We start from the raw sequence: 21,835 nt of genomic DNA, 5'->3' as shown, positions 1-21,835 counted from the left end.
CAGCTGCGCTACCGTAGGCGATCATGTATTTGGGGGTGGTCATTCGTTTTCATCCGGCGCCGCGCCGATAAGGGCGCGAAGGGAAGCGCGCACGTCATTCTGACCTGATGCGAAAGCAGCGTTTATTGCATCTGCCACGCGCTCTGCTTGCCACTTCTCCTTAAACGGCACGCCAGCAACTCCACATGAAATCGGCGTCACATAGAACTTGCCATCTGTCTCGGATTTTATCGCTGTCGCTAGAGCCATCACGCCACCCTCACCGACAGCTGCTCACCCGCCTCACCCATCTTTGCTCCCGGCACGTCTGTGCCCGCCTTGAGAAGGTCGGCGATGGCCTTCTTGTCCGGCGCGATGGTGATGCGCACCACTTCCGCAGGCAGCAGCGCCTCGTCGATGATCTCAACGGATGCAGCCTTCTTGCCGATGGAGATCGTCGCCTCGGCCAGCGGCACGCGGGGCACGCCAGCGGCCTTCAGCAACTTAAACATCAGGCTGCGCATCGCCTCCTTGCGGCGCTCGGCGCGCGACTTTCTTGCCTGCAGGTCTGAGATGCGGCCAGCCACTGCCTTTGCCAGGCTATCGGCATCGCGCTCGCCGTTGACGAGGCGCGTCAGGACAGCGTGGAAGTTGGTTTCGCCTTCAAGCATATCTGCGCGCAGTTCTTCGTCGGCCTCCAATTCGGGATAAGCGGCAAGCATGTCGGCGAAAAGCGCTTCGAGGTTGGCGACGTCGGCGGCCAAATAGTTGTCGTTGGCGGATCTTCTCTCGCTCATTTATGTCTCCTCAATGTGGTGACGCCATTGGTGTGGCGTAGAGTTTGAAGCTAAACCGTTTTTACAAATTTGTCAAGACTTGCGCCCCAGTCAAAAAGGCACGTCATCGTCCATCAGCACCCGCCAATCCTCCTCTTCCGGCACATTGTCATTAGCCGGCGACACCCTGTTATCATTGGCCGCACCAACCACGTGGCCGACAACATCCCAATACTTCTGGCGCGGCTTCACCGTGATCTCCACCGTGTCGGCCAGCTCTGACTGACGCTCGATCCATTCCAGAACAGTCTTTGGAAACGGCATCTTGCCGCCATGTGCTCGCCAGTAACGGTCGGCCTTCGACTTCGGGAATCCGCTATGCTGCGGGCAAAGCCACTCGTTGATCGCCGTCATGCCGGACATATAGCTGACCTTGACCGACGGCGGCTTATCACCCTTCCCTTCGTGGTAGTAAAAGCTGCGGGACGTGACTGTGCGCGGTTCTGGTGGAGCAATGCTGAGGACTGGAACATCGGCTGCCTGCGCAGTGATTTTCACCTCGTCGCTTGGTGGGAAAATGTAGCCGCAGCAATGGCAGGTCATCCGCGAGATTGGAATCTGCTCACCGCAACCCGTCTTGCCTTCAATATCTGTCTCTTCCTGCGGACAAACCTTCTTTGGCTGATCGCCTTCACCCTTGCCTGGCGCGCGTGGGCTGATCTGATCAATAGGTCCGTGGTAGGCCAGGTTACGGCCATGGTCGGCGATAAGGCAGTCATCCTTACCGGGGCAGTTGCGAGTACCGCGACCGAGAATCTGCACCAGTTTTCCTGGGCTTTTTGTCGACAAGATCAAGCTGATGAAATCCACGAAGGGAAAGTTGGTGCCAGTGGTGATCATGCTGACCGAGCTGATTGCCCAGTATTTGCCCGCCTTGAAGCCCTCGAAGATTTCCTTCGTTTGATGCGCGTTGTCGCTGGTAAGGACGGCGCACGTCCTGCCATGCCGACGGATGGCGTCCGCGACGTGCTTCGCGTTCTCCTTGCTCGTGCTGAAGAATAGGCCAGCGCGGCGACCGGCAGAAATCGCCATGTCCTCAGCAATCGCCGCTTCTATGATCTGTTCAGCCGCAGCAGACACTTGGCCGGGGATGTATTCGCCGCCACGCGTGCCGATGCCCTTCAGGTCGATTTTGGACGTCGTTTTAGTACTGGTGAGGCGGGTCAGGAATCCCTTTTCGATGCACTCGCCAATGCCGATCTCGTAGACTACGTCATCGAAAAGCTTGAAGCGGACAGGCACGCCGGTTGCTTCATCTACGGTGTCATCATCGTCGAGGTCGTCGGTCAACCGGCCCGAGTCCATGCGGTAATCGGTGGCCGTGGTGCCGCACGTCCTGCTGTCGGGATTGTATTTGCGCACATCCTTGAAGAACTTGCCGTACTGCGTGTTGGCGTTGCGGCTGATGGCGTGGGCTTCATCAACGATCACAAGGTCGATATTGCCAAGCAACTCGACCTTATTCCACACAGACTGGATGCCGCAGAAAAGCACCTGCGCGCGAGCATCGCGACGATTCAGGCCGGCCGAATAGATACCGGCCGGTGCAAACGGTAGGAGGCCTATGAACTCCTTAAAGTTCTGCTCCACCAGGCTTGCTGAATGCGTCACATTGAGGATGCGCATATCGGGATAGTCCGACAGCAGTTCTTCGATCAGCTTGGCAATTACGAGCGCCTTACCGGCGCCAGTCGGGAGCACGATGAGGCCATTACCACCTCCGTTTCGCCAGTATTCGTAAAGCGCGTCGAGCGAATCTCGCTGATAATATCGGAGCTCAAGCATCAACCCGCCTCCCGCAGCAGACCAAGCACCCTCGCCCGCTCCTTTATGACGATCTGCCGCACTCGCTCTTTGGTGAGACCGTGGTCGTTGCCGATGGCCTCCAGCGTCTCGCCCATCGCCCGACGCATCAACATCGTGCCATTGCGGCCTTCCAGCAGAGAGACAACACGCGATAGGTCGGTGCCCTCCTCCTGATGCGGATCGGTTGAGCCCGGCAGTTCTTCGAACGCCGAGAGACTGCAGACCTCTGCGGACCTCGACTTGGTGGAATTGGTGCGAACGAACTCCTGCGCGGTCCCCCGAACGCAGAGGACGGCCCACGTCCAAAACGTCTCAAGGCGGCATTCGCGATGGCGGCGCAACATGACGACCATCGCCGACTGAAACAGCTCGTCGGCCGCGTCGTCGTTCTTCGTGATCTTCAGCGCCAGTCTCCGCAAGGCCGGCTCGTAGGCCAGAAGCTTGCGGTCGAACTCGGGACTGCGCGGATTGTTGTCGTTGGCAGCGACAAGCTGCGTGCGTGCTACAAGCGGCATGATCGTCTCCTCATGTGGTGCTAGGCGTTGGTGGCGCCATCAATCCATGTCGTGCCGTCTCGCAGCACATAAGTGATTGTTTCGTCCTCTTCCGAGCAATCTACTTGGTCGCCGGGCACGAGAGCCGGAATTGTCAGATGCGTGGGGCAGCCTTCCTTCTGCTCGTCAAACGAGATCGGCTTTGCCCATCGCGCGCAGGACCAGTGCCCGTCGCCGCCCATCTCTGGTGACGAGTGGATGCACGACCTGCATGTAACGCGAGGCCAAGCGCTCTCCTTGCAGACAGGCTTGTGCTTGCAGAAAGTGCACTCAAACCAGTCTGCGGCCTCATTGATGCGGGACGGCGGCTCAGGCGAATTGATGATGCGCTCTAACCGCGCCAATAGACGCAGACAGAACTCTGGATCGTATTCGATACGCTCGGCGTAGAGAGTGTCGTCGTCTTTGCAGCTGACGAGGTAAAGGCAGCGCGACAGACCGAAGGCATGCATCCCAAGCTGACATTGGCCGTAGTGGAGCGGTTTTGCTTCCTTGCAGCCCTTCTTGATGATCTCTTTCATGCCTTTGGTGTTGCTGGACTTGAATTCGAGTAGATGCTCAGTCTTCGGCGCCTCAACTACGCCCATTGCCTTGCCGTCGCACTTACCGCGCACGTGACCCTGCACCAGCCTGATCTTCTCCTGCTGCCCGTAGACATCGACGCCAATGCGCTCGAGGTCGGCGACGAGCCGGTCTTCTTCGATGTTGCCAGTTTCGAACAGACGCAGCTGGCGGCCATGATGTTTTTCCAGCGGTGAGGCCCAGCGAAAGGCATACCATAGGGCGCGATCACATGGATTATTTGCTTCGCCGACGGATATGCCGAGGCTATCCCATGAGGAGGCTGCGGCTTCGTAGGCGTGGTAGATGGCTCTGACCGTGCTGGATTCCGGTTTGGGGAGTGGGGCCAAGGTTACGAGACCTCTTTGTTGATGATGTCTTCAGCCTTGGCGTCGCGCCAATGCGTGGTCTCGCCCTCGTCGTAATACCCGCTCCCATTCAGGTCGTGGCAGTAGTGCCTAGTGAATTCGACTTGTAAAATTAGCTTGCCGCGCCAGTTTGTTCGGTAACGCGTGCGTCCGGTCAGCTTCATTCATCCATCTCCTTAGTAAACAGGCAGCGCGCTGGCTTCTCGGGATCCTGGCTGAAGGCCACACACCACGGCATGCCATCACGGCGCACCCACTCATCTGGCTGGCCGCCCCATAGAGCTTGAGCTCGGATTACGCAGACGCCGGGAACGTCGTTGCCAAACTCGTCTTCCCAGTTCTCGCCTTCATCGCTGCGACAGTGGCGACACCAGTTGCGCTCAAAATCTGCGCCTTCGGTGGAGTTGGCGGGCCTCCATAGCCCGCCGTTCTGGTTCTCGGCGCTCATCAGACACGCATAGGCATACACACGAGCGTCAGCCCCTCAAGGCCATCGGACGTGATCAGCCCCGGCGTGCCACCATCCTGCAAGGCCAGCTTGACCGGACCAGACGGAAGGACATTCAGCACGTCGCGGACGTAGGCGGCGTTGAAGCCGATATCCATCGGCTCGCCGCTGTATTCCGCCTCGACTTCATCATTGGCCGATGCCTCGCCAGCCGCAACAGCCAGCGCAATGCTACCCGGTGCGATGCTGAACTTCACGGCGCGACCACGCTCAGACGACACCGTTGAAACGCGATCGGAAGCCTTCATCAGCGCATCGCGGTCAACGGTCACAACGCGCTCGTTGCTCTTCGGAATCACGCGTTCGTAGTCAGGGAATGTGCCGTCGATCAGCTTCGACGTAATGCGCACGTCGTCCGACACGATGCGGATTTTCTGCTGGCTGACAGCCACCTGCACTTTGCCCTTCGGCAGCAGGCCCACCGTCTTGCGCGGCACGATAACGCCCTGGAAGGCTGGCAGCTCAGGGCCGAAGTGGCGACCGAGACGATGACCGTCGGTGGCGACGGCTTCCGACTTGCTGCCGCCCTTGAAGAACACGCCATTTAGATAATAGCGCGTTTCCTCCGTCGAGATTGCAAACGACACCGGCGCAAAAAGCGCAGCAAGGTCGATTTCGAATTCAGCGTCGAACCTGTCTTCGCCGAGCGTTGGGAAGTCTTCTGCAGAGAGAGTGGCGAGCGAGAACCGCGAGCGTCCGGATTTCACCGAAAGCTTGTCTCCATCCAGAGACATGGTGATGTCTCCCGTTGCCTTGCGGGCGATGTCGTTGAGTAGCTTGGCGCTGACGCAGATATTTCCGGGCTTGCTGACCTCTGCGGACACGCCTGCCGTGGCGCTGATATCGAGGTCGGTGGCGGTGATGGCCAGACCGTCGCCTGCGGCAGCAAGCTGGACGCTCGACAGGATGGGGATGCTAACTCTGCTCTCAACGACCTTTGTCGTGGCGGCAAGCGCACGCGTCAGGTCTTCCTTGTGGATGACAAGTTGCATGGGTATCTCCTCTGGTCGCGGGTTGGCCCGCGGTGTGTGGTGGTGCCTGCCGCGGTGAGCGGCAGGCTGGGTGTGTTAGTTGTCGAAGAAGAATGTGGCTCGCACGTTGTCCGCGCCGCCGACCTCCTGCGCGACCTTCAGCAAGCGCGGGATGGTGCGGCTGAAGAATTCGCTGTTGATGGCCTCAAAATACGGTTCGGACCAAGACACGAGCGTGTATGGCGAGCCGCCAAGAATCTCCCTTAAGCGCTTCAGATCGCCCGCATCTTCTTGGTGACGGTTCAGGTGCGCAGAGGCGTAGCGCTGCTCAGGATACCCTCGTTCTTGGCGAACCTTCTGCCAAGCTGCCTCGAATTCCTCGTTGCTGAGATGGCGAACGTTGCCGCCGCCGATACCGCTGCTCCATCCGTTCGGCTTCCCGTAGTCGCGCCACTGAGCCCACTCAATTGGGTTGACCCATCCCTGTTGTTGCGTGACTTGCGTCCAATCGTAAGCCAGCAACTCTGCGAGGGTGAAATACGAGTGCGAGTGCCCATCGCAACCATAGTCCTCCATCATCTGCCGATATTCAGAGCAGCAATCGTCGGGCACGCCGCGCGGAGCGGCGATCGGGTTAAACCCTTCTCCTGTCTTCATCCCTGCAAATCCGCGACCGTTGCGGACGTCGGCAAGTATGGCGAACAGATTGTACGATCTGCCGCTGTAAAACTGCTTCTTATAGTCGACGGTCTTGCGACCCTCATCGTATTTGTCATCTTCCCATTCGTCAGCAGTGACCCACTGATCGCCGATTTTCTTTTCGACATAGAAATGGATATCGCATCCCATGCGCAAATCTCCTCAAACGTGGTGAAGTAGCGGGCCGCTGGTGAGGCAGCCCGCGTTGATGGTTACTTGCTTCCCCAGGGCCGACGCGTCGTGCCAGCGGCCGCAGCGGCAGGCTTGTTGTCGTTGGTGGCGGCAGTGCGGCGGTTGTCGTTGGCTGCGGGTGGCTGTGGTGCGGGCTGGTTGGCGTCGATCGCAGGCGCCGGGACGTTTCCTTCATCTTCGAAGAAGTAGCGCTTGATCTCGGCGCGCGCCTGGTAGCCGTTCTGTGCCTTGCCAAGGCCGATCTTGGCAGTGAACGCCAGGAAGTGAAGCTCTTCGCTGTCCTCGACCGCAGAAACACCAACGGCGCGGCAAAGGCTGGCGAACTGCTTCTGCCCGATCTCCTGGGCTTGCGGGTTGGAGTTTTCGAGATTGTAGGTCGTGAAGAGCTTGCGGCCCTTGAGGCTTTCGGGCTCGATGACGACCATTGTCGTCTTGAGAATGGTTCCGTTGCCTGCCTTCGTCGGGCCGACGTCACTCGCCTCGATCTCGAGCTTGTAAATGCCGTTTGGAAGTTCGGCATAGTCGTTCTGCTGTGTGTCGTGTGCGGTCGCATCAAATCTTTGACCAAGTCCTGCCATGCGCAGTCTCCTTGTGGTGTGGTGTGGTGGTTAGCGGAGGTAATAGCGGAAAGGCCCGCTACCGAATTGCGTCGACGCCTGGTCGCGCCAGACATGAATGAGCCAAACCCAAATGAGTTGGCCGGAGCGGGTGCGGGCCTTTACGGGGTGCCACGCGAACCACGATTCGCCGCGGAACATGGTCAAAAGAAGCCTCCCGCGCAGAGGAGGCCAGCCCCTATGCCCGTGCCAACCAATGTTTGCCAAAAACTGTGCGGACCGCGGCTTTCACCGTGCTTTGCTGCGCTGATCGCGACGCCTGCGGCGGCAAGAGCGATCCATGTAATCTGCGGCCACCCCATCACGCCGCCACTCCCGTGGGCGCCGGGAAGTGCTTCGCCAGTTCGGCATAGCCCTGCCCTTTTCGATACGGGACGGCGTCGGGCATTGAGTACCGATTCTTGGCGTTGAAGCCCGCGCCTTCGACGAGATGGATCTGACGTTCCTTGCCGCCTTCAGCATGAGCGACCCTCGTCTGGCGCGCGACTTCCTTCTCCTTGATGGAGATGCGGTAGTTCATGAATGCGACGATGTCGGACTTCTCACGAACCAGGGCATTTGCACGCTTGTGCAGCTTCGGCTGGTAGCGGCTGTACGGATCGGTCACAGGGCTGTCGAAACGCACGATTTCAGGGTGCGCCAGCATCACAACGCAGATGCCACGCTGAGCGAGCGCAGAAACCGCCGCCATAAGTTCATTCCATTCACTGTCAGCTTCGACGTAACCTTTGCCGAAGCCGGCCTCCTCGATCGATGCCACGCCGATCCGGCGGCAGGTTGCTGCCCAGACCAGCGGCTCCAGCCCGTCGAGGCTGTCGAGGATAACGGTCTTGCGGTCGTGCTCCTCAGTGAGCAGTTCGCCGAAGACGTCGAGCAGTTCGTCGAAGCTTTCGATGGTGCCAGGCGTGACGAGCTCGACGTCGGACGGTGTGCGCTCGCCTTCTGTCGGTAGGTAGAGCGCGTCAGGGAATTCGGCGGCAAGACTGGTTTTACCGATACCGTCGACGCCGTAGAGCAGAATGACAGGCGGGTCCGCTCTCTTCGTCGACTTCAGGGACGAAAGTGAAATAGCCATAAGGCCTCCTCAATGTGGTGGTGCAGTGAAAATGATGGCGGCGATGTAGGCGGCGGCCGCAAAGACAATGAGCCAGCGCCAGTGAGCGATCAGCGCGCGAACAGACGGCAAAACAGCCACCAGATTGCGCCGAGGACGGCGAGTGCCACGATCGCGAACGGAAACAGCATGATGAGGCCGACGGCAGCTCCTGCGGTGAGTGCAGCGATGCCGCCGCGTTTCAGGCCGCGCGTTACGTATTTGCGCGGCGTCGGTGTGACCGGCACGTGGTCGAGCGGTGGTGCCGTGATGGATTCGGTGTACTTGGGGTAGGTCATCAAAACGCCCCCAGCCATACGCCGACGCCGTGGATGATGCCGACAGGTGCGACGACGCAGCCAAAGGCCAGCAGGATCCACGCACTTGCCTGAATACAGACATAGACGTGCGTCACCCAAGCGGCGACCGCGGCGACAACAGCGCTGAGCGGCACGAGCGTGATCAGTGTCGCGCCGAGGATTGCGAAAGCATCCTTCATAATAGTCTCCTCAATGATGTGGTGAGGGGCGGCTGGTTGGTGTCCAGCCGCTAGCGCTGGTTAGGCGGCGTTCTCGTATTCGATCCACGCCTCGACGGCGTCTTTGGCGCCCTTCAACGTGAGGCCAGCCACAGCGCGCAGCTCCTTGATCGCGTCGATCTTAAGGCCCAGCGCCGCCATGTTCTGCCACTTGTGGTCATAGACCGGCGCGGCTTCTTCATGCGTCGTGGTCAGCGTAAACACGCCGAACTGCTTGCCTTTGTATTTTGCCGCTAGGCGCTTGGCTTCCTTCTCGGCCGCGCCGGTGGACGCGTGAACGTGCGGCGTCGACGACGGCTTTGGCTGGCCGTTTTCGATGAGGGCGACGATGGTGGTGGTGGGTGCTACAAGCTCGAAGAACTCAGGTAGCCAGCCGTTCTCGGTTGATCCCGCATCATCGCGCTTGACCTTCACGCTCTCATATTTGCGGCCAAAGTGATCGGCAGAGACGACATATTCCTTTCCGGCAGTGAACTGCCCTGGATAGCTCTTCAGGCACTTCACCCTATCACCGACCTTAAACTTCGGCTGCGCGTTGTCGTTGCTGGCCTTGGCCTTCGCGACGACTGGCTCGTCGATCCATTCGGCGATGATGTCGTTGTCTTTCAGGCTCAACTTGTCGCCTCGATGAGATGAGCGACCATCGTCTGCCCATACCGCGCTGGCATAATTGCTGCGGTCGCCGAATACCGCGCAGCTGCCAACAATAAAGGCCGGCCCGACTTTCCGGCCATCTCGCGTCTTATAGAAGCGACCGGCCTCGATCTTGAGGGTGGCGGGCTGTTCTGGTGCGGTGGTGGTGAGGACTGGTTCGAGATGACGCGCGCTGCGCCAGATCTTTGTGTCGCCCCATTTCTCTATAGGCTTGTCGAGCTTGACCCTCAAGTTCCGGTCTGTCGCGCCGTCATCAGTCTCAATGACACCTTCAACACCGATGTACTCAATATCACCGCCGCTGATGGTGCGCACCCGCTCGCCAACGCGCGGGTGCCATGGCTCGAATGCGCCCTGCATTGCCGCAGTTGAACCGGCGATCACAACGACATGACCACGTTTAGACACTTCCAGCACCTTGTACACACCATCAACCACGCCGTATTGCTCCGGCCAGTCGCTTGGCTCCACACGGCGAACCCAGTCACCAACCTTAAATCTCTGCTCACCCATCACGCTGCTCCTTCCGTTGTTGTCCCGGCGGTCATCGCGCGCCGTTGTGTGAAGTCGACCTTGACGACGTTGGTGTCGTCATCCTCTTTCGCCGGCGGTTCGCCATCCGGATCGTGTTCGATCTCGAAGCCATGCCACCAGATCGTCGAGGCGCCATCGGCAAGGCGCACCTGATACTCGCTGCCCCAGTTGCGATCGCCGATGACGACGCCGGTGAGATGAGGATTTTGCCGGTTGCGGACCGGATCGCCGAAATTGAAGAAATCGCAATCGCAGGTCATGCCGCCACCCCACGCAAAGCGTAGTCGTTGACCGCCTGCCCGGCTGCCAGATCGTCAGCATTGTCGTTCGCCGCGGTCAGAACACGCGGCAACGAAACTGGCATAAGGCCCGAAAGCGTAGAGCAGCCGCCGTTGTGGGGCGCCAGGCGCGTCGTGCGGTCGGGATTGTTGTCATTGGCTGGGATGATTGCCCGCTGCTTCTGCAGGCCGTATGTGCGCCGCAGCCTCTGGTATGCTGCCATTGGCTTGACGTTGTATCTGGCGGCGATATCTGCGACGCTCTCACCGTTTTCACGGCGCGCGTGCATATCCGCCAGCATAGTGCTGGTGATAAGCGTCATGTCGTCTCCTCTGGGTGGTGGCCGCCTTGTGGTTGACAAAGCAGCAGGGTTATGAAACTAAACTATTTTTACAAATTTGTCAAGATTTCACCAAGGTGGATGCATGCCTGAAGTTAAGTCGCGCCTCCTGCAATCGATACTGAAAGAGCAGAAGCGGAGAGCCGTACAGGATCGCGCTGTCTACGAAGAGTTAGGCGTGCCTCAGCAGACCTTCAGCACCTGGAAGGCTGGTGTCATCCCGAGACCTAGACAGTTCCCGGCCATAGCTACCTTCCTCGGTGTGTCCGAAGAAGATGTGGCGGAGATGGCTCGCGAGGCGGCCGAAACCTCCCCTTCCATCACGCCTATTACGGTTGCCCGCACCTACGGCAAGATTTCCGACCGCAAGGCTGGCAAGTTCAAGTTTGAGCCCATCAACTACGGCCGCAAGCGCATCCCCGAAGGCAGGTACGCTATCGTCATCGACACGAAAGTGATGGAGCCCGTCTTCCACGTTGGCGTGAAAGCTTGGCTTGACCCTTCCCGCTGGCCCGTCGTTGGCGACGACGTTCTGGCACATTCGGGCGGCTTCGCCTGGATCGGGCGATTCGAAGGAATGAGCAATGGCGCTGTTCAGCTTAGCCGCTACGACGGATCGCAGCTTGAGGTGAAAAACGTGGAAGCTGTTCATGTCATCGTCCTTTCGGAGCGGGTGGTTACGGCGTAGCAGGTTGGCGGACCGCGATGCCGCTTGACAATTCCTACAAATTTGTGTAGGAGATTGGCTGTCCGCTGTGGTGGCGGATATGGAATACGCGCTTTGATCCCGCCTTTCGGCGAAGGTCTCCTCGGCGTGTTAGTACGGAGAAGGGGCGGAGTTACGGGTGGTGCCGGCTCATTACGCCCCTTTTCGTTTTTTGCTGCATGCACGACAACGCCGGCAGAGCTTCATGCTCCACCGGCGCTAAATTTTCGAAGTCATTGGTTGCGGTCTTTCTCATAGTCGTCTCCCCTTCTGGCATTATTGGTTTTGTTATCGCCAGTTGGTCGCTGGCGTTTACGGCGGCCCGGTCACCGGCCGCCATCTTCTTCTGTGGCCGGGAGCTTCATGCTCCCATCTTCTTCTCGCCGTCATGGCGCTCATGCCGATCAGCGCTTGGGTCGTCGATCGTCTTCTTTCGCAATCCTTAAACATGCGCATTCCCTTTCATGCTGCAGGTTCGTCTTGGGGTCTTTTGCCCTGTCGGCTTCTTGTGTGGCCGCTGTTGATTTTGGTTCTACCGTTTTACCGGTTTAGTGTCAACTCTAAACCGGTTTTATTTTTCGATATTTTTCCGTTATACCGGTGCGCATGGCAAAGTTGAGCGACATCATAAGGTCTAAGCGCAAGGAAATGGGCTTAACGCAGAAGGCGTTCGGCAACCTTTTTGGTGCGCAACAGACAACCGTCTCCGATTGGGAGAAGGGCAAGATATCTATGATGCGCAACTGGCAGAAGCTCGCCGGGTCTCTTGGTCTGCGCGAATCGGAGTTTCTCGACCTTATGGCTGAGGCAACGACCGAGTCGGAAAAGACCGAGCGCATGATCCCCGCATTGCGCCAAGCTACTGCCCCTGTCATCAATACCGGTAGTATTATTGCCGCTCCTAAACCGCCGTCCGGGGAGCGTGACGTGCCTGTTCTGGGCAGGTCGAAGGGAGGGTCGGACGGTGAGTTTGAGTTCAACGGGCAGATCATGGGCTGGGAATGGAGGCCGCCTCACCTGGCGGGCGTCGCCGAGGCATATGCATCTTATGTAGACGGCGAGAGCATGTATCCGCGTTACAAGCCAGGCGAGACGGTATGGACCAATCCGCCAAAGCCAATCGCGCGCGGCGATGACGTTATCGTGCAGCTGGCACCGAACGAAGAGGACGGCGTTCCTCGCGGCTTCATCAAAGAGTTTGTGCGGTGGGAGCCGAGCTTTCTGGTCGTATGCCAGTTCAATCCCCCGATGGAAATCAAATACCCGCGCGACGACGTCGTCTCGATCCACAAAATCGACTATGCACAGAAATAACGGTTTACCGTTTTAACGGTTGACGACGCACCGGTATCGTTCTATATCTCCTCTTGCAACCAGCAAACCAAGCTGGCCACCACAAGAGGAGATTTCCAATGTACAGACCACGTCCCGAAGAGTTTGACGATATCCACGTAGCAGCGTCCAGCGTTGAGCCAATGCTCCGCCCGGATCACAAGGCCAAGAAGCACGGCAAGCCCAAGACGAAATACGAATACATGCGCCGCTTCCCCAAGAAGCCGCGCAACGGCGAGGAAGTCGGCGGTGGCCACTTCGTATTTCGCCGTGGCGACAGCACTGGGCGCATTCGTCCCTGCATGTGGCCCTTTGAACATCCCTCCTATGATTCCGCACTGGTCGAAGCGGCACGCTTGCACAAAGAGCACGGCGGCACCTTCGAGGTGTTCGTTCGCGTCGGCCGCGTTGAGGCGCTGGAGGCCGGCGAATGAGTGCGGCTGCCGTCGAGACGCCGAACGTCCAGCAGATCATCACCGAAGAGCACGCCGACCTGTTGAAGGACATAGCCGGTTTTCTGGCTTTGTCGCTCTTCATCACCGCAGTGCTGATCTGGGCTTACTGACACCAACCACCACCACACCCGAGGAGACACAAATGTCGAGAAGACGCGACACGACATACACCCCTGCCCCATATGACGGCGACGGTCTTGAAGTCGTAGCCAACCTTTCATCCGGAACCGCACCGACGGCCGTTCTCGTCGCAGTCGCCAAATGGCACGAGCGCAAGAAGGACGGCCGCAACCGTGCCATCGCCTCCAAGCTGCGCGAGCTCGTAGCGGCGAATGATAATGGGAGGAGAAGATGAGCGTGGAGGCAATCAAGAAGGCGCTGGAAGAACTTCGCGCTAAAATCGGCCTTGCTTACGACCAAGGCGACAACCGGCTTAGTAATATGGCTTTCTGGTCAGTTGATTTGGAAATGGTTCTCTCCACCCTCGAAAGCTTGCAGCGAGAGAACGAGGAACTGCGCGAAGACCGTGACCGCACAGCGCGCAATCGCGACATGTACAAAGGTCAGGTTGAGCGCCAAGCAGTCCAGATTGAGGATTTCCGATCTGAGACAAAGCGGCTTCAGGTCGGCGTCTATGTCGAAACCATTCCTGCGGTGCACCTTATCCGCGTCTTCGCTGACGACATGAACGAGCGCAACTGGGATGACAAGCGCGCCTATATCAAGCAGCAGGCTGATCGTATCCGCACAGCACTCGCCAGCACAGGAGGCGAACACCATGCAGATAACAACTAAGATGGTTTATCAGCTGATGGGGTATTTGGATGGGATATCCCAACTTTCGTTCAACGAAGCCAAAGGCGCCCTCGAAGCCGCCCTGTCCGCTGCGGAGCCGGTGAGTACCGCGCCAGCCGTGGCGGTGAAGGACACACCGGAAGCCCTTGAGCAATTCACGGCATACTTCGTGAAAAACTATCCCGGCCCCGACACGGTCATCTTTGATCCGAAATGGCATGCGCCTAAGATTTTCCGCGCTGCTGTTTCCGCCTTCTCCGCACAGGTGCAGGACGTGGCGGGGTGGCGGCGAGAGCATGAAGCCTTAGGCGAATTGATTAGGCTTCTGGAGGCCGAGCCATCGATTGGCGATGCTGAGATGGCCGACGCGCTGGAACACGCACGTTGCGTATGGGACCACTATCATGCGCCTGCCGGCTCACCCGCAGCACCAGCGAAGCAGGAGGGCGGCACCAATGAGTGATATCGTGGAACGGCTGAGCGTGGCGTGGGAGAAGCAACCCGGCGCAGCGATGACGAAAATCAACCGCATTCAGATAGAGCGGAAAGACGCGATTGCCGAAATCACCCGCCTCCGCCAACTCCTATCCGAAGCCGAGACGCGCGAGAGGGAGGCAAGGGTGAAGGCGCTGGGAGACGCCGCCGAGGCAATCTTCGTGATGGGTGCTTGGTATCATGGCTTCGCAGATAAAGGGTTGCCCAACACCTTCGATGAAGGAACGAGTGCCGCCTACGAGGTTGTGCGCGAGCTTCAAGGCAAGGCTGAGATACCCATGCAGCAGGAGAGCGGCAATGTCACCAGCCAATGACAACGCCCCTCGCCTCATGGGCAGAAGAGAAGCCGCCGCCTATCTCGGCATTGGGCAGTCAACGTTCTCGCTGTGGGTATCAACCAACAAGATGCCGGCAGCTATTGCCGGCACTCGCAAGTGGGACAAGCGAGCGATTGACGCTAAACTCGATGAGATAAGCGGGCTGCTGCCGGCGAACGACAATACCGAGGATGAATTCGAACGATGGGAGCGCGAGCAGAATGCGCGAAAAGCTCAAGGGTCTAGCTAGGGTCAAGAAGCGGCTGGCCAGCGGCAAGACCATCACATACTGCTACGCTTGGCGTGGCGGACCGCTGTTGAAGGATAAGGCCGGCCGTCCGCTGCAGCCGGGCGATCCGCTGCTCATGCGGGCATTCGTCGAAGCCACAAAGGATCGCTTCGTCGACCAGACCGACAACATGAATCGGTTGATTACCGAATACAAATCATCGACGGACTTCACTGGCCTTTCTCCTAAATCGCAAAAGGAATACAGCCGATACATCGACAAGGTGCGCGATGCGTTCGGCACGATGAGCCTTGTCGCTATCCAGGACAAGCGGGCTCGCGGCAAGTTCAAGGAGTGGCGCGATGGGATGGCCGACAAGCCTCGCAGCGCGGACTTCGCGTGGATGGTGCTCGCCCGCATACTATCGGTGGCAAAGGACCGAGGCCGGATCTCGATCAATCAGGCGGAACGCGGCGGCCGCATTTACAGTGTCGATCGCAACGAAAACATCTGGACCGATGAAACCTTGGCTCGCCTTTTCGCCGTAGCGTCGGAAGAGATCAAAGCCGCAGTCATCATGGCGCTCTGGACCGGTCAGCGTAAGGGAGACATTCTTAAGGCCCCATGGAGCGACTATGACGGTTCACACATCAAGGTGAAGCAGGGCAAGACTGGCGCGCGCGTGAAGATACCGGCTGGCGCCGAGCTGCGCGAGCTGCTGGACAGCATGCCGAGGATTTCGCCCACTATCCTCACCAACAAGCGCGACAAGCGCCCTTGGACCTCTGACGGGTTCAACACGAGTTGGACGAAAGCAAAAGCCAAGGCCAGCATCACTGACCTAACCTTCCACGACCTACGCGGCACGGCCGTCACGCGCCTTGCCATCGCGGGATGCTCAGTGGCGCAGATCGCAGCGATCACCGGCCACAGCCTCAAAGACGTCGAAGGCATCCTCGATGCGCACTACCTTGGCGGCAAGGCCGCCCTCGCCGAGGAGGCGATAAAGAAGCTCGAAGACTATCGCGCAACGCCAAATAAGAAGCCCGCTTGATGCGGGCTTTCTTCATTCCGCTATTGCCACGACAGGTTGAAGCGCGCTATCTTCAAAATACAGTCAGCCGAACGCAGAGCAGTTTGCAAACGAATTGTAACGTATTGATTTTTGGTAACAGATATTAGAAGCAGTTTGTTCTCAGCTTTTCGCAATCATTACATAAAAACCTAGCTTCTAAGCAGTAGGTCGCAGGTTCGAGTCCTGCAGGGGTCGCCACCTTCCCTCCAAGGCGTAAATCTTCACCGCGCCGCTGGAATCCAGATCGCGGACGTCTCGTCACCGTAAGGGATCGCATCGCCCTCCAGAACGCAGATGCCGATCCACGCGCAAACAACTGCATCCATCATGTCTTCGAAAGCCTTCATTTCCCATGCTCGCGCCCCGATGGGGGGAATGGCGAGAGTATCGGCAACGCCGTCGATGCGGGCATCGAGATGCGCGATAATCGAGCGCCACACGTCGACCAGTTTCATACGCCGAATGGGAATGGTATCTGATCGCCAGTAACTGCCGATTTTCGCATGTTTGTACGGCAGCCGCTTCTCGGATTTCGTCAGCTCAACCAGTGCGGGGTGGGGATAGACCTCGAGCAGACCGCGGTCAGAGACCTGCGTCGTCAATAGCGGATATCCTGCATGCTCGAATGATAGCTTGAGATCGTCGCTGATCTTGCCTGGCCTCAGGGCATTCGGCGTGTGAGTGCCGCAGTAGCGGGCACCATAAGCTGAGGAAACCCTGTTGTCCGAAACCCGCCGAGCCGTTATCGGGGCATGTGACAGCGGCATATCAATTGCGACGAGGTTGACCTGACCGCAGAGCGCTTCGGCAGCATCCAGAAGCGCCGTCGCCTGTACAAACGAACCACGAGGACGGTCGGTGCGCGCAATTGCATCGTCCTGTCGTGCAAGAAAATGATCGTAAGAGGCGGCAACCGCGCGCAGCCGCCAACATGAGCCATCCTTGACGACCAGGGCGACGCCGCTTGGCTCGGTTGCCGTCCATGCGGCGTCAATTCCCAATATTGCCGTCATACACCGCTTCCGGATTTCCGTTGCGAACGCGTTACCCCTGCCCCACGAACGTGAAATAACCCCAGGCGGCCACAAAGAATGCGATGACCGCCGCGATCGTCAGCGCCTTTTTCGCCTTCGGCCCCATCGGTTCGCGTGGTTTTTTCGGCGGCACCGGTTTGCGGAACTTCACCACGTTGTCGTTCATTTCATCATCGTCCTGAATGTCGCTGCTGAAACCTCTGCCCAAAAGATGGCATCGGCTTTTCGAATACCTATCTCTAGCAGACCAGAACTATCATAAATATTACCAAGTTTTCACTTCACCCTTGGGGCAAGCTATGCCACTTCCCACAATCAGAGGAATATAACGGCGACAGACGGACGGACAAATCGGAGAGCGACGGCAACTCTCTGTAGTATTTTGAACTTTGCGAGTGACGAGAATGAATGACGCCAATACGAGTGGCAGCGACACCCAGCCCGATCTGCGCGAGATTTTGGGGACGACCAGAAACGGCCGAAAGAAAAAGTCGCGTCGGTTCCACTATTTGGCAGCAGCCATTGTGCTGATTGGCGGCGGTCTTGGTTATTATTACCAATCACGCGCAGGCAGCGTGGCTTACACCTACACGACGGAACCCGCACGCCGTGGCGATCTCTCCGTCATCGTCACCTCCACCGGCTCGGTTCAGCCGACGGATCAGGTTGATATATCCAGCGAACTGTCCGGCACCGTGCGCAAGGTTAATGTCACCTATAACACGCCGGTCAAGGCCGGGGACGTTCTGGCGGAGCTGGATACCAACAAGCTGGAGGCCGACGTGCAGAGCGCTCGGGCAAAACTCGCCTCCGCCAAGGCCAGTGTGCTCAAGGCGCGCGCCGATCTCGACTCGGCAAAAACCTCGATGGAGCGCCTGAGATCGCTGGTGCAGAACCGCGTCTCGAGCCAGCAGGATCTGGACGCCGCGCAGTTCACCTACGATGCGGCGGCCGCAACGCTTGACGTCAATGAGGCGAGCGTGCTCTCGGCGGAAGCGGATCTGCGGCTCGCCGAGGTCAACCTTGGCAAGGCGAAGATCGTCTCGCCCATCGATGGCGTCATCCTTACCCGCAGTGTCGATCCCGGCGCCACCGTCGCCTCCTCGCTAAATGCGCCTGTGCTTTTCACCATCGCCGGCGATCTGCGGCACATGGAGTTACAGGTCTCGGTGGACGAGGCCGATGTTGGCAAGGTCGATACAGGCCAAAAGGCCACGTTCAATGTCGATGCCTATCCCGACCGCAGCTTCCCGGCCGAGATAGAGACGGTGCGCTTCGCCTCGGAGACGGTTTCCAACGTCGTCACCTACAAGGGCATATTGACGGTCGACAACGCCGAACTGCTGCTGCGCCCCGGCATGACGGCAACCGCCAATATCGTCGTGGAGGACATCAAGGATGCCCTGCTGGTGCCCAATTCGGCGCTGCGTTACACGCCGCCGCGCGAATCCGCCTCCCGCGGCGGCGGGTTGATGAGCCTGTTCCGCCCGCCGCGCATGGGCCGCTCGCAGAACCGCGACACTGGCCAGGCAGCGACCGGCAAGAGAACCGTTTGGGTGTTGCGCAACAACGCGCCCGTCTCCGTCGCCATCGAAACCGGCTCCACCGACGGCCAGCATACCGTCGTAAAATCGGGAGAGCTGAAAGCCGACGACCAGGTGATTACCGACGCCACCGCGCGCAACGCCGGCTGAGGGAGGGGCATGCGTTTGGAACAGCCGCCGCTCATCGAATTTCGTGACGTCGTCAAGCAATATGGCCGCGGCGAAGCGACGATCCGCGCGCTCGATGGCGTCAGCTTATCCATTCGTGAAAAGGAATTCGTTGCCATCATGGGGCCGTCAGGCTCCGGCAAATCCACCTCGATGAACATCATCGGCTGTCTGGATGTGCCATCGGCAGGCGAGTATCTCTTCCAGGGCGTGCCGACCAGCGGCTTCGACAATGAGCACCTGACGCTGCTGCGCCGGCACATGCTGGGTTTCGTCTTTCAGGGCTTCAATCTTCTCTCCCGGACATCGGCCGTCGAAAATGTCGAGTTGCCGCTGATCTATCGCGGCATGAAGGCCTCGGAGCGTCGGGAGCGCGCCATGGAGGCGCTGGCGCAGGTGGGGCTCAAAGGCCGCGAAGATCATACCACGCAGGAGCTTTCCGGCGGCCAGCAGCAGCGTGTGGCCATTGCCCGCGCCATCGTTACCCGCCCCGCCCTGCTTCTGGCCGACGAGCCGACCGGCAATCTCGACACGAAGACGAGCGTCGAAATCATGGAACTGATAACCTCGCTCAATCGCGACAAGGGCATTACGGTCGTCATGGTGACGCATGAGGAGGATATCGCCGCTTATGCCGGGCGTCTGCTGCGTTTTGTAGACGGCCACCTCGCCTCCGATAGCGCCGCGGATGAAAAGGAGACATCGGATGTTCTTTGAAACGTCGCGTCTTGCGCTGCGTGCCATCAGCCGCAACCTTTTGCGCTCCTTCCTTACCGTGCTTGGCGTCGTCATTGGTGTGGCCGCTGTCATCGCCATGGTCACCATCGGCAATGGCACGACAGAGCAGGTAAAATCGGAACTGTCACGGCTCGGCACCAACATGCTGTTCATGCGTCCCGGCCAGTTCGGACCCGGCCGCGCCAGCACCGAAGCCAAACGCTTCGATGACCGCGATGTCGAGGCCATCCGCAACCAAATCTCGGGCATCCGCGCTGTCGCGCCGCAAAACCGCAGCGCTGCAGCAACCGTCATTTTCGGCGGCAAGAACCACCAGACGAGCGTCATCGGCACCACGAATGACTATCTGATCGCGCAGGATTGGACCATCGCGCTCGGCCGTGACTTCCAGCCTGCCGAAGATCGCGGCGGCCAGATCGGCTGCATCATTGGCGAAACCGTGCGACAGGAGCTCTTCGGGGCGGAGAACCCTGTCGGACAGACAATCCGTGTCAGCAACATCTCCTGCCCCGTCATCGGTGTTCTCGCCAGAAAAGGCCAGTCCGGCCTCGGTGACGATCAGGACGACACCATCATCATGCCGCTGAAAATCCACCAGCGGCGCATCGGCGGCACCACCACCATTTCCTCGATCATGGTCTCGGCGCAGGATGGCGTTTCCACCGCCAAGGTGCAGAGCGACCTGCAAAACCTGCTGCGCGAGCGCCGCCGCATCGGCATCGGCCGTGAGGACGATTTTACCGTCAACGACATGACGCAGATCGCGTCCGCCATGACCGGCACGACGACGCTTCTCACCGGACTTCTCGGCGCGGTTGCCGCCGTCAGCCTTCTCGTGGGCGGTATCGGCATCATGAACATCATGCTGGTTTCGGTAACGGAACGCACCCGCGAGATCGGCATTCGCCTGGCGATCGGCGCGCTGGAAAAACAGGTGCTCACGCAGTTTCTGGTGGAGGCGGTGATGCTCTCGGCCTTCGGCGGCATCGTCGGCATCCTCACCGGCCTCGGCCTTGCTTATGCCGTCGTCAGCTTCCTTAACGTGCCCTTCGTCACCAGCCCGTCGATCATCTTCCTCGCCTTTGCTTTTTCAGCGGCTATTGGGGTGATATTCGGATATTTTCCGGCACGGCGGGCGGCGAGTTTGAGCCCGATAGAAGCGCTTAGACACGAGTGAGCACAAATGGTAGCGGGAGAGAACCTCGATGTTCAAATCGGTATCCGATAGCGCCGCTGCCGCTGACGGCGGATCGCTTGCGCTCTTTGTGGAACGACAGGACGGGCAGACAGAGCAGTTTGTGATCCATCGCTCTTTAGCGGCACGCGGAACGCCTGACTACAACAAAGTCACTTCGAGCCTTCGGCCGCTAGCCGACCAGGATTGCGCAATGATCGCGGCGGCTCTCGAGCCGCTGTTGAAAACAACGCCATCAATCCATCCGCTGGCGGATTTTATCGAAGCGTTCAAAAAACAGCAGTCATGATCCTTGGAAAAAAGAAAGGTCTGTCCTCTATCGCGGGGATCGCGTTAGCAATCAGACGCTTGCTTCTGCCTCACGCTGCTTTGCCAGCGCCGCGAGATCAGCAGGCTTCAGCTCGACCGATTCGCCGCAGCCGCAGGCCGAAGTCTGGTTCGGATTGTTGAAGGTGAAACCGGAGCGCATCTTGGTCACTTCGAAATCCATCTGCGTGCCAAGCAGATAAAGGACTGCGGAAGGCTGAACCCAGACTTTCGCGCCTTCGAATTCCACCAGATCGTCCTTCGCATCCGGCTCGGTTACGAGGTCGATGGTATATTCCATGCCCGCGCAGCCGCCCTTCTTGATGCCGACGCGCACGCCCTTGGCGTCCGGTCCGGAATTTTCGACGATTGCTTTAACGCGAGAGGCCGCAGCCCCGGTCATGGTCATGATTGCAAAGCCCATGGGCCCATTCTCCTTCAACAATCGAGTTCAAGGCTCGATGCTTATGGAATTCAATTTAAGTGCGCGTGACGATGTCATCAAGGGATGACACCAGTCAAAATCAAATCAATACCAGCCTACAGCGACCTGCGCTTCTTCCGACATGCGATCCGGCGTCCATGGCGGATCGAAGGTCATCTCGACGGTGACGCCGGAAACACCCTCGACGGCGCCAACGGCGTTTTCCACCCAGCCCGGCATTTCGCCGGCGACCGGGCAACCGGGGGCCGTCAGCGTCATGACGATCTTGACCATCCGGTCGTCCTCGATATCGATCTTGTAAACGAGACCGAGTTCGAAGATATCAGCCGGAATTTCCGGGTCATAAACGGTCTTCAGCGCCGCGATCACATCGTCGCTGAGGCGTGCGAGCTCATCCGGCGGAATGGTGGATACCTTTTCCTGAGCTTCGGTCGCATCCTGGGTCTTTGCAGTGGCATCGGCAGTCATGGTC

Annotated in this window: 34 protein-coding genes; 14 read left to right on the top strand and 20 right to left on the bottom strand. The window is 58.9% G+C overall.

Annotated elements, in window-relative coordinates:
* Positions 1-39: 39 nt before the first annotated feature.
* The 16 genes from AT6N2_RS01535 to AT6N2_RS01460 form a co-directional block, all read right to left on the bottom strand.
* Complete coding sequence (locus tag AT6N2_RS01535; protein WP_209087892.1) at positions 40-252, bottom strand: hypothetical protein; 213 nt, start codon at positions 250-252, stop codon at positions 40-42.
* Positions 249-776 carry a siphovirus Gp157 family protein gene (locus tag AT6N2_RS01530; protein WP_209087889.1) on the bottom strand — a complete coding sequence of 176 codons (528 nt, stop codon included), beginning with the start codon at positions 774-776 and terminating at the stop codon, positions 249-251. The genes AT6N2_RS01535 and AT6N2_RS01530 overlap by 4 nt, the downstream gene beginning before the upstream one ends.
* 90 nt (positions 777-866) lie before the next feature.
* Positions 867-2,600, bottom strand: coding sequence for a DEAD/DEAH box helicase (locus tag AT6N2_RS01525; RefSeq protein ID WP_209087886.1), 1,734 nt, complete (start codon positions 2,598-2,600; stop codon positions 867-869).
* Positions 2,600-3,136, bottom strand: a complete 537-nt coding sequence (locus tag AT6N2_RS01520; RefSeq protein WP_209087883.1) for a sigma-70 family RNA polymerase sigma factor — start codon at positions 3,134-3,136, stop codon at positions 2,600-2,602. The genes AT6N2_RS01525 and AT6N2_RS01520 overlap by 1 nt, the downstream gene beginning before the upstream one ends.
* 20 nt (positions 3,137-3,156) lie before the next feature.
* The gene (locus AT6N2_RS01515) at positions 3,157-4,086 is read right to left on the bottom strand and encodes an oxidoreductase (protein ID WP_209087880.1); all 930 of its coding nucleotides are present in this window, start codon (positions 4,084-4,086) and stop codon (positions 3,157-3,159) included.
* A gap of 2 nt (positions 4,087-4,088) precedes the next feature.
* Positions 4,089-4,268, bottom strand: coding sequence for a hypothetical protein (locus tag AT6N2_RS01510; protein WP_209087877.1), 180 nt, complete (start codon positions 4,266-4,268; stop codon positions 4,089-4,091).
* Positions 4,265-4,552: a hypothetical protein gene (locus AT6N2_RS01505; protein ID WP_209087874.1), complete on the bottom strand. Its 288-nt coding sequence runs from the start codon at positions 4,550-4,552 to the stop codon at positions 4,265-4,267. The genes AT6N2_RS01510 and AT6N2_RS01505 overlap by 4 nt, the downstream gene beginning before the upstream one ends.
* A complete protein-coding gene (dnaN, locus tag AT6N2_RS01500) occupies positions 4,552-5,604 on the bottom strand; it encodes a DNA polymerase III subunit beta (protein ID WP_209087871.1) in 1,053 nt (350 codons plus the stop codon). The genes AT6N2_RS01505 and dnaN overlap by 1 nt, the downstream gene beginning before the upstream one ends.
* A gap of 75 nt (positions 5,605-5,679) precedes the next feature.
* Positions 5,680-6,432, bottom strand: coding sequence for a hypothetical protein (locus tag AT6N2_RS01495; protein WP_209087868.1), 753 nt, complete (start codon positions 6,430-6,432; stop codon positions 5,680-5,682).
* Between the two features lie 62 nt (positions 6,433-6,494).
* On the bottom strand, positions 6,495-7,052 hold the full coding sequence (locus tag AT6N2_RS01490) for a DUF669 domain-containing protein (RefSeq protein ID WP_209087865.1): 558 nt from the start codon (positions 7,050-7,052) through the stop codon (positions 6,495-6,497).
* A 340-nt stretch (positions 7,053-7,392) separates the two neighbouring features.
* Complete coding sequence (locus AT6N2_RS01485; protein WP_209087862.1) at positions 7,393-8,166, bottom strand: ATP-binding protein; 774 nt, start codon at positions 8,164-8,166, stop codon at positions 7,393-7,395.
* An 89-nt stretch (positions 8,167-8,255) separates the two neighbouring features.
* A complete protein-coding gene (locus AT6N2_RS01480; RefSeq protein ID WP_209087859.1) occupies positions 8,256-8,483 on the bottom strand; it encodes a hypothetical protein in 228 nt (75 codons plus the stop codon).
* Positions 8,483-8,683: a hypothetical protein gene (locus tag AT6N2_RS01475; protein ID WP_112501946.1), complete on the bottom strand. Its 201-nt coding sequence runs from the start codon at positions 8,681-8,683 to the stop codon at positions 8,483-8,485. Before AT6N2_RS01475 ends, AT6N2_RS01480 begins: the two co-directional genes overlap by 1 nt.
* 60 nt (positions 8,684-8,743) lie before the next feature.
* Positions 8,744-9,889: a hypothetical protein gene (locus AT6N2_RS01470; RefSeq protein ID WP_209087856.1), complete on the bottom strand. Its 1,146-nt coding sequence runs from the start codon at positions 9,887-9,889 to the stop codon at positions 8,744-8,746.
* The gene (locus tag AT6N2_RS01465; protein ID WP_209087853.1) at positions 9,889-10,170 is read right to left on the bottom strand and encodes a hypothetical protein; all 282 of its coding nucleotides are present in this window, start codon (positions 10,168-10,170) and stop codon (positions 9,889-9,891) included. Before AT6N2_RS01465 ends, AT6N2_RS01470 begins: the two co-directional genes overlap by 1 nt.
* Positions 10,167-10,511 carry a hypothetical protein gene (locus AT6N2_RS01460; protein WP_209087851.1) on the bottom strand — a complete coding sequence of 115 codons (345 nt, stop codon included), beginning with the start codon at positions 10,509-10,511 and terminating at the stop codon, positions 10,167-10,169. The genes AT6N2_RS01465 and AT6N2_RS01460 overlap by 4 nt, the downstream gene beginning before the upstream one ends.
* Before the next feature lie 103 nt (positions 10,512-10,614).
* Between AT6N2_RS01460 and AT6N2_RS01455 the strand changes: the two genes are divergently transcribed.
* From AT6N2_RS01455 to AT6N2_RS01415, 10 genes are all read left to right on the top strand, one after another.
* Positions 10,615-11,217 (top strand): hypothetical protein, encoded by a 603-nt coding sequence (locus AT6N2_RS01455; protein WP_233282459.1) that lies wholly within the window; start codon positions 10,615-10,617, stop codon positions 11,215-11,217.
* 633 nt (positions 11,218-11,850) lie between these two features.
* Complete coding sequence (locus AT6N2_RS01450; protein ID WP_162249029.1) at positions 11,851-12,549, top strand: LexA family transcriptional regulator; 699 nt, start codon at positions 11,851-11,853, stop codon at positions 12,547-12,549.
* Between the two features lie 98 nt (positions 12,550-12,647).
* A complete protein-coding gene (locus tag AT6N2_RS01445; protein ID WP_209087848.1) occupies positions 12,648-13,001 on the top strand; it encodes a hypothetical protein in 354 nt (117 codons plus the stop codon).
* Positions 12,998-13,132 (top strand): hypothetical protein, encoded by a 135-nt coding sequence (locus tag AT6N2_RS24305; RefSeq protein WP_273545422.1) that lies wholly within the window; start codon positions 12,998-13,000, stop codon positions 13,130-13,132. Before AT6N2_RS01445 ends, AT6N2_RS24305 begins: the two co-directional genes overlap by 4 nt.
* Positions 13,133-13,164: 32 nt before the next feature.
* A complete protein-coding gene (locus tag AT6N2_RS01440; protein WP_209087845.1) occupies positions 13,165-13,377 on the top strand; it encodes a hypothetical protein in 213 nt (70 codons plus the stop codon).
* Between the two features lie 2 nt (positions 13,378-13,379).
* A complete protein-coding gene (locus tag AT6N2_RS01435) occupies positions 13,380-13,817 on the top strand; it encodes a hypothetical protein (protein ID WP_209087842.1) in 438 nt (145 codons plus the stop codon).
* Positions 13,801-14,280: a hypothetical protein gene (locus AT6N2_RS01430; RefSeq protein WP_209089732.1), complete on the top strand. Its 480-nt coding sequence runs from the start codon at positions 13,801-13,803 to the stop codon at positions 14,278-14,280. Before AT6N2_RS01435 ends, AT6N2_RS01430 begins: the two co-directional genes overlap by 17 nt.
* Positions 14,273-14,626 carry a hypothetical protein gene (locus AT6N2_RS01425; protein WP_209087839.1) on the top strand — a complete coding sequence of 118 codons (354 nt, stop codon included), beginning with the start codon at positions 14,273-14,275 and terminating at the stop codon, positions 14,624-14,626. Before AT6N2_RS01430 ends, AT6N2_RS01425 begins: the two co-directional genes overlap by 8 nt.
* Positions 14,610-14,879 (top strand): helix-turn-helix transcriptional regulator, encoded by a 270-nt coding sequence (locus tag AT6N2_RS01420; protein WP_209087836.1) that lies wholly within the window; start codon positions 14,610-14,612, stop codon positions 14,877-14,879. The genes AT6N2_RS01425 and AT6N2_RS01420 overlap by 17 nt, the downstream gene beginning before the upstream one ends.
* Positions 14,851-15,912 carry a tyrosine-type recombinase/integrase gene (locus AT6N2_RS01415; RefSeq protein ID WP_209087834.1) on the top strand — a complete coding sequence of 354 codons (1,062 nt, stop codon included), beginning with the start codon at positions 14,851-14,853 and terminating at the stop codon, positions 15,910-15,912. Before AT6N2_RS01420 ends, AT6N2_RS01415 begins: the two co-directional genes overlap by 29 nt.
* A 242-nt stretch (positions 15,913-16,154) precedes the next feature.
* Here AT6N2_RS01415 and AT6N2_RS01410 read toward each other — a convergent pair whose 3' ends face one another.
* Both AT6N2_RS01410 and AT6N2_RS01405 read right to left on the bottom strand, forming a co-directional pair.
* Positions 16,155-16,946, bottom strand: a complete 792-nt coding sequence (locus AT6N2_RS01410) for a DUF429 domain-containing protein (RefSeq protein WP_233282458.1) — start codon at positions 16,944-16,946, stop codon at positions 16,155-16,157.
* 31 nt (positions 16,947-16,977) lie between these two features.
* Positions 16,978-17,133: a hypothetical protein gene (locus AT6N2_RS01405; RefSeq protein ID WP_077224739.1), complete on the bottom strand. Its 156-nt coding sequence runs from the start codon at positions 17,131-17,133 to the stop codon at positions 16,978-16,980.
* 238 nt (positions 17,134-17,371) lie between these two features.
* Here AT6N2_RS01405 and AT6N2_RS01400 point away from each other — a divergent pair, with 238 nt between their 5' ends.
* From AT6N2_RS01400 to AT6N2_RS01385, 4 genes are read left to right on the top strand one after another with little or no spacing between them, the layout of a single operon-like run.
* Positions 17,372-18,661 (top strand): efflux RND transporter periplasmic adaptor subunit, encoded by a 1,290-nt coding sequence (locus AT6N2_RS01400; RefSeq protein WP_209087832.1) that lies wholly within the window; start codon positions 17,372-17,374, stop codon positions 18,659-18,661.
* Between the two features lie 15 nt (positions 18,662-18,676).
* Positions 18,677-19,396 (top strand): ABC transporter ATP-binding protein, encoded by a 720-nt coding sequence (locus AT6N2_RS01395; protein WP_077224769.1) that lies wholly within the window; start codon positions 18,677-18,679, stop codon positions 19,394-19,396.
* On the top strand, positions 19,386-20,594 hold the full coding sequence (locus AT6N2_RS01390; RefSeq protein WP_209087829.1) for an ABC transporter permease: 1,209 nt from the start codon (positions 19,386-19,388) through the stop codon (positions 20,592-20,594). The genes AT6N2_RS01395 and AT6N2_RS01390 overlap by 11 nt, the downstream gene beginning before the upstream one ends.
* 28 nt (positions 20,595-20,622) lie before the next feature.
* Positions 20,623-20,901 carry a hypothetical protein gene (locus AT6N2_RS01385; RefSeq protein WP_209087827.1) on the top strand — a complete coding sequence of 93 codons (279 nt, stop codon included), beginning with the start codon at positions 20,623-20,625 and terminating at the stop codon, positions 20,899-20,901.
* 51 nt (positions 20,902-20,952) lie between these two features.
* On the opposite strand, the gene sufA is transcribed toward AT6N2_RS01385, so the two are convergent.
* On the bottom strand, positions 20,953-21,342 hold the full coding sequence (sufA, locus tag AT6N2_RS01380) for a Fe-S cluster assembly scaffold SufA (RefSeq protein ID WP_004442383.1): 390 nt from the start codon (positions 21,340-21,342) through the stop codon (positions 20,953-20,955).
* A gap of 105 nt (positions 21,343-21,447) precedes the next feature.
* Positions 21,448-21,831, bottom strand: coding sequence for an SUF system Fe-S cluster assembly protein (locus AT6N2_RS01375; RefSeq protein ID WP_004442386.1), 384 nt, complete (start codon positions 21,829-21,831; stop codon positions 21,448-21,450).
* Positions 21,832-21,835: the final 4 nt, after the last annotated feature.

Source organism: Agrobacterium tumefaciens (genome assembly GCF_017726655.1).
Taxonomy (GTDB): Bacteria; Pseudomonadota; Alphaproteobacteria; order Rhizobiales; family Rhizobiaceae; genus Agrobacterium; species Agrobacterium tumefaciens_B.
This window is presented reverse-complemented; position numbering and strand designations above follow the sequence as displayed.

Bases quoted from the DNA above. Each gene is read 5' to 3' on its own strand.
- AT6N2_RS01405 (WP_077224739.1), bottom strand. From the start codon at position 17,133: ATGAACGACAACGTGGTGAAGTTCCGCAAACCGGTGCCGCCGAAAAAA.
- AT6N2_RS01525 (WP_209087886.1), bottom strand. From the start codon at position 2,600: ATGCTTGAGCTCCGATATTATCAGCGAGATTCGCTCGACGCGCTTTAC.
- AT6N2_RS01505 (WP_209087874.1), bottom strand. From the start codon at position 4,552: ATGAGCGCCGAGAACCAGAACGGCGGGCTATGGAGGCCCGCCAACTCC.
- AT6N2_RS01420 (WP_209087836.1), top strand. From the start codon at position 14,610: ATGTCACCAGCCAATGACAACGCCCCTCGCCTCATGGGCAGAAGAGAA.
- AT6N2_RS01425 (WP_209087839.1), top strand. From the start codon at position 14,273: ATGAGTGATATCGTGGAACGGCTGAGCGTGGCGTGGGAGAAGCAACCC.
- AT6N2_RS01530 (WP_209087889.1), bottom strand. From the start codon at position 776: ATGAGCGAGAGAAGATCCGCCAACGACAACTATTTGGCCGCCGACGTC.
- AT6N2_RS01415 (WP_209087834.1), top strand. From the start codon at position 14,851: ATGCGCGAAAAGCTCAAGGGTCTAGCTAGGGTCAAGAAGCGGCTGGCC.
- AT6N2_RS01485 (WP_209087862.1), bottom strand. From the start codon at position 8,166: ATGGCTATTTCACTTTCGTCCCTGAAGTCGACGAAGAGAGCGGACCCG.
- sufA (WP_004442383.1), bottom strand. From the start codon at position 21,342: ATGGGCTTTGCAATCATGACCATGACCGGGGCTGCGGCCTCTCGCGTT.
- AT6N2_RS01460 (WP_209087851.1), bottom strand. From the start codon at position 10,511: ATGACGCTTATCACCAGCACTATGCTGGCGGATATGCACGCGCGCCGT.
- AT6N2_RS01520 (WP_209087883.1), bottom strand. From the start codon at position 3,136: ATGCCGCTTGTAGCACGCACGCAGCTTGTCGCTGCCAACGACAACAAT.
- AT6N2_RS01465 (WP_209087853.1), bottom strand. From the start codon at position 10,170: ATGACCTGCGATTGCGATTTCTTCAATTTCGGCGATCCGGTCCGCAAC.
- AT6N2_RS01410 (WP_233282458.1), bottom strand. From the start codon at position 16,946: ATGACGGCAATATTGGGAATTGACGCCGCATGGACGGCAACCGAGCCA.
- AT6N2_RS01455 (WP_233282459.1), top strand. From the start codon at position 10,615: ATGCCTGAAGTTAAGTCGCGCCTCCTGCAATCGATACTGAAAGAGCAG.
- AT6N2_RS01385 (WP_209087827.1), top strand. From the start codon at position 20,623: ATGTTCAAATCGGTATCCGATAGCGCCGCTGCCGCTGACGGCGGATCG.
- AT6N2_RS01390 (WP_209087829.1), top strand. From the start codon at position 19,386: ATGTTCTTTGAAACGTCGCGTCTTGCGCTGCGTGCCATCAGCCGCAAC.
- AT6N2_RS01480 (WP_209087859.1), bottom strand. From the start codon at position 8,483: ATGACCTACCCCAAGTACACCGAATCCATCACGGCACCACCGCTCGAC.
- AT6N2_RS01445 (WP_209087848.1), top strand. From the start codon at position 12,648: ATGTACAGACCACGTCCCGAAGAGTTTGACGATATCCACGTAGCAGCG.
- AT6N2_RS01490 (WP_209087865.1), bottom strand. From the start codon at position 7,052: ATGGCAGGACTTGGTCAAAGATTTGATGCGACCGCACACGACACACAG.
- AT6N2_RS01375 (WP_004442386.1), bottom strand. From the start codon at position 21,831: ATGACTGCCGATGCCACTGCAAAGACCCAGGATGCGACCGAAGCTCAG.
- AT6N2_RS01440 (WP_209087845.1), top strand. From the start codon at position 13,165: ATGTCGAGAAGACGCGACACGACATACACCCCTGCCCCATATGACGGC.
- AT6N2_RS01400 (WP_209087832.1), top strand. From the start codon at position 17,372: ATGAATGACGCCAATACGAGTGGCAGCGACACCCAGCCCGATCTGCGC.
- AT6N2_RS24305 (WP_273545422.1), top strand. From the start codon at position 12,998: ATGAGTGCGGCTGCCGTCGAGACGCCGAACGTCCAGCAGATCATCACC.
- AT6N2_RS01430 (WP_209089732.1), top strand. From the start codon at position 13,801: ATGCAGATAACAACTAAGATGGTTTATCAGCTGATGGGGTATTTGGAT.
- AT6N2_RS01475 (WP_112501946.1), bottom strand. From the start codon at position 8,683: ATGAAGGATGCTTTCGCAATCCTCGGCGCGACACTGATCACGCTCGTG.
- AT6N2_RS01495 (WP_209087868.1), bottom strand. From the start codon at position 6,432: ATGGGATGCGATATCCATTTCTATGTCGAAAAGAAAATCGGCGATCAG.
- dnaN (WP_209087871.1), bottom strand. From the start codon at position 5,604: ATGCAACTTGTCATCCACAAGGAAGACCTGACGCGTGCGCTTGCCGCC.
- AT6N2_RS01470 (WP_209087856.1), bottom strand. From the start codon at position 9,889: ATGGGTGAGCAGAGATTTAAGGTTGGTGACTGGGTTCGCCGTGTGGAG.
- AT6N2_RS01510 (WP_209087877.1), bottom strand. From the start codon at position 4,268: ATGAAGCTGACCGGACGCACGCGTTACCGAACAAACTGGCGCGGCAAG.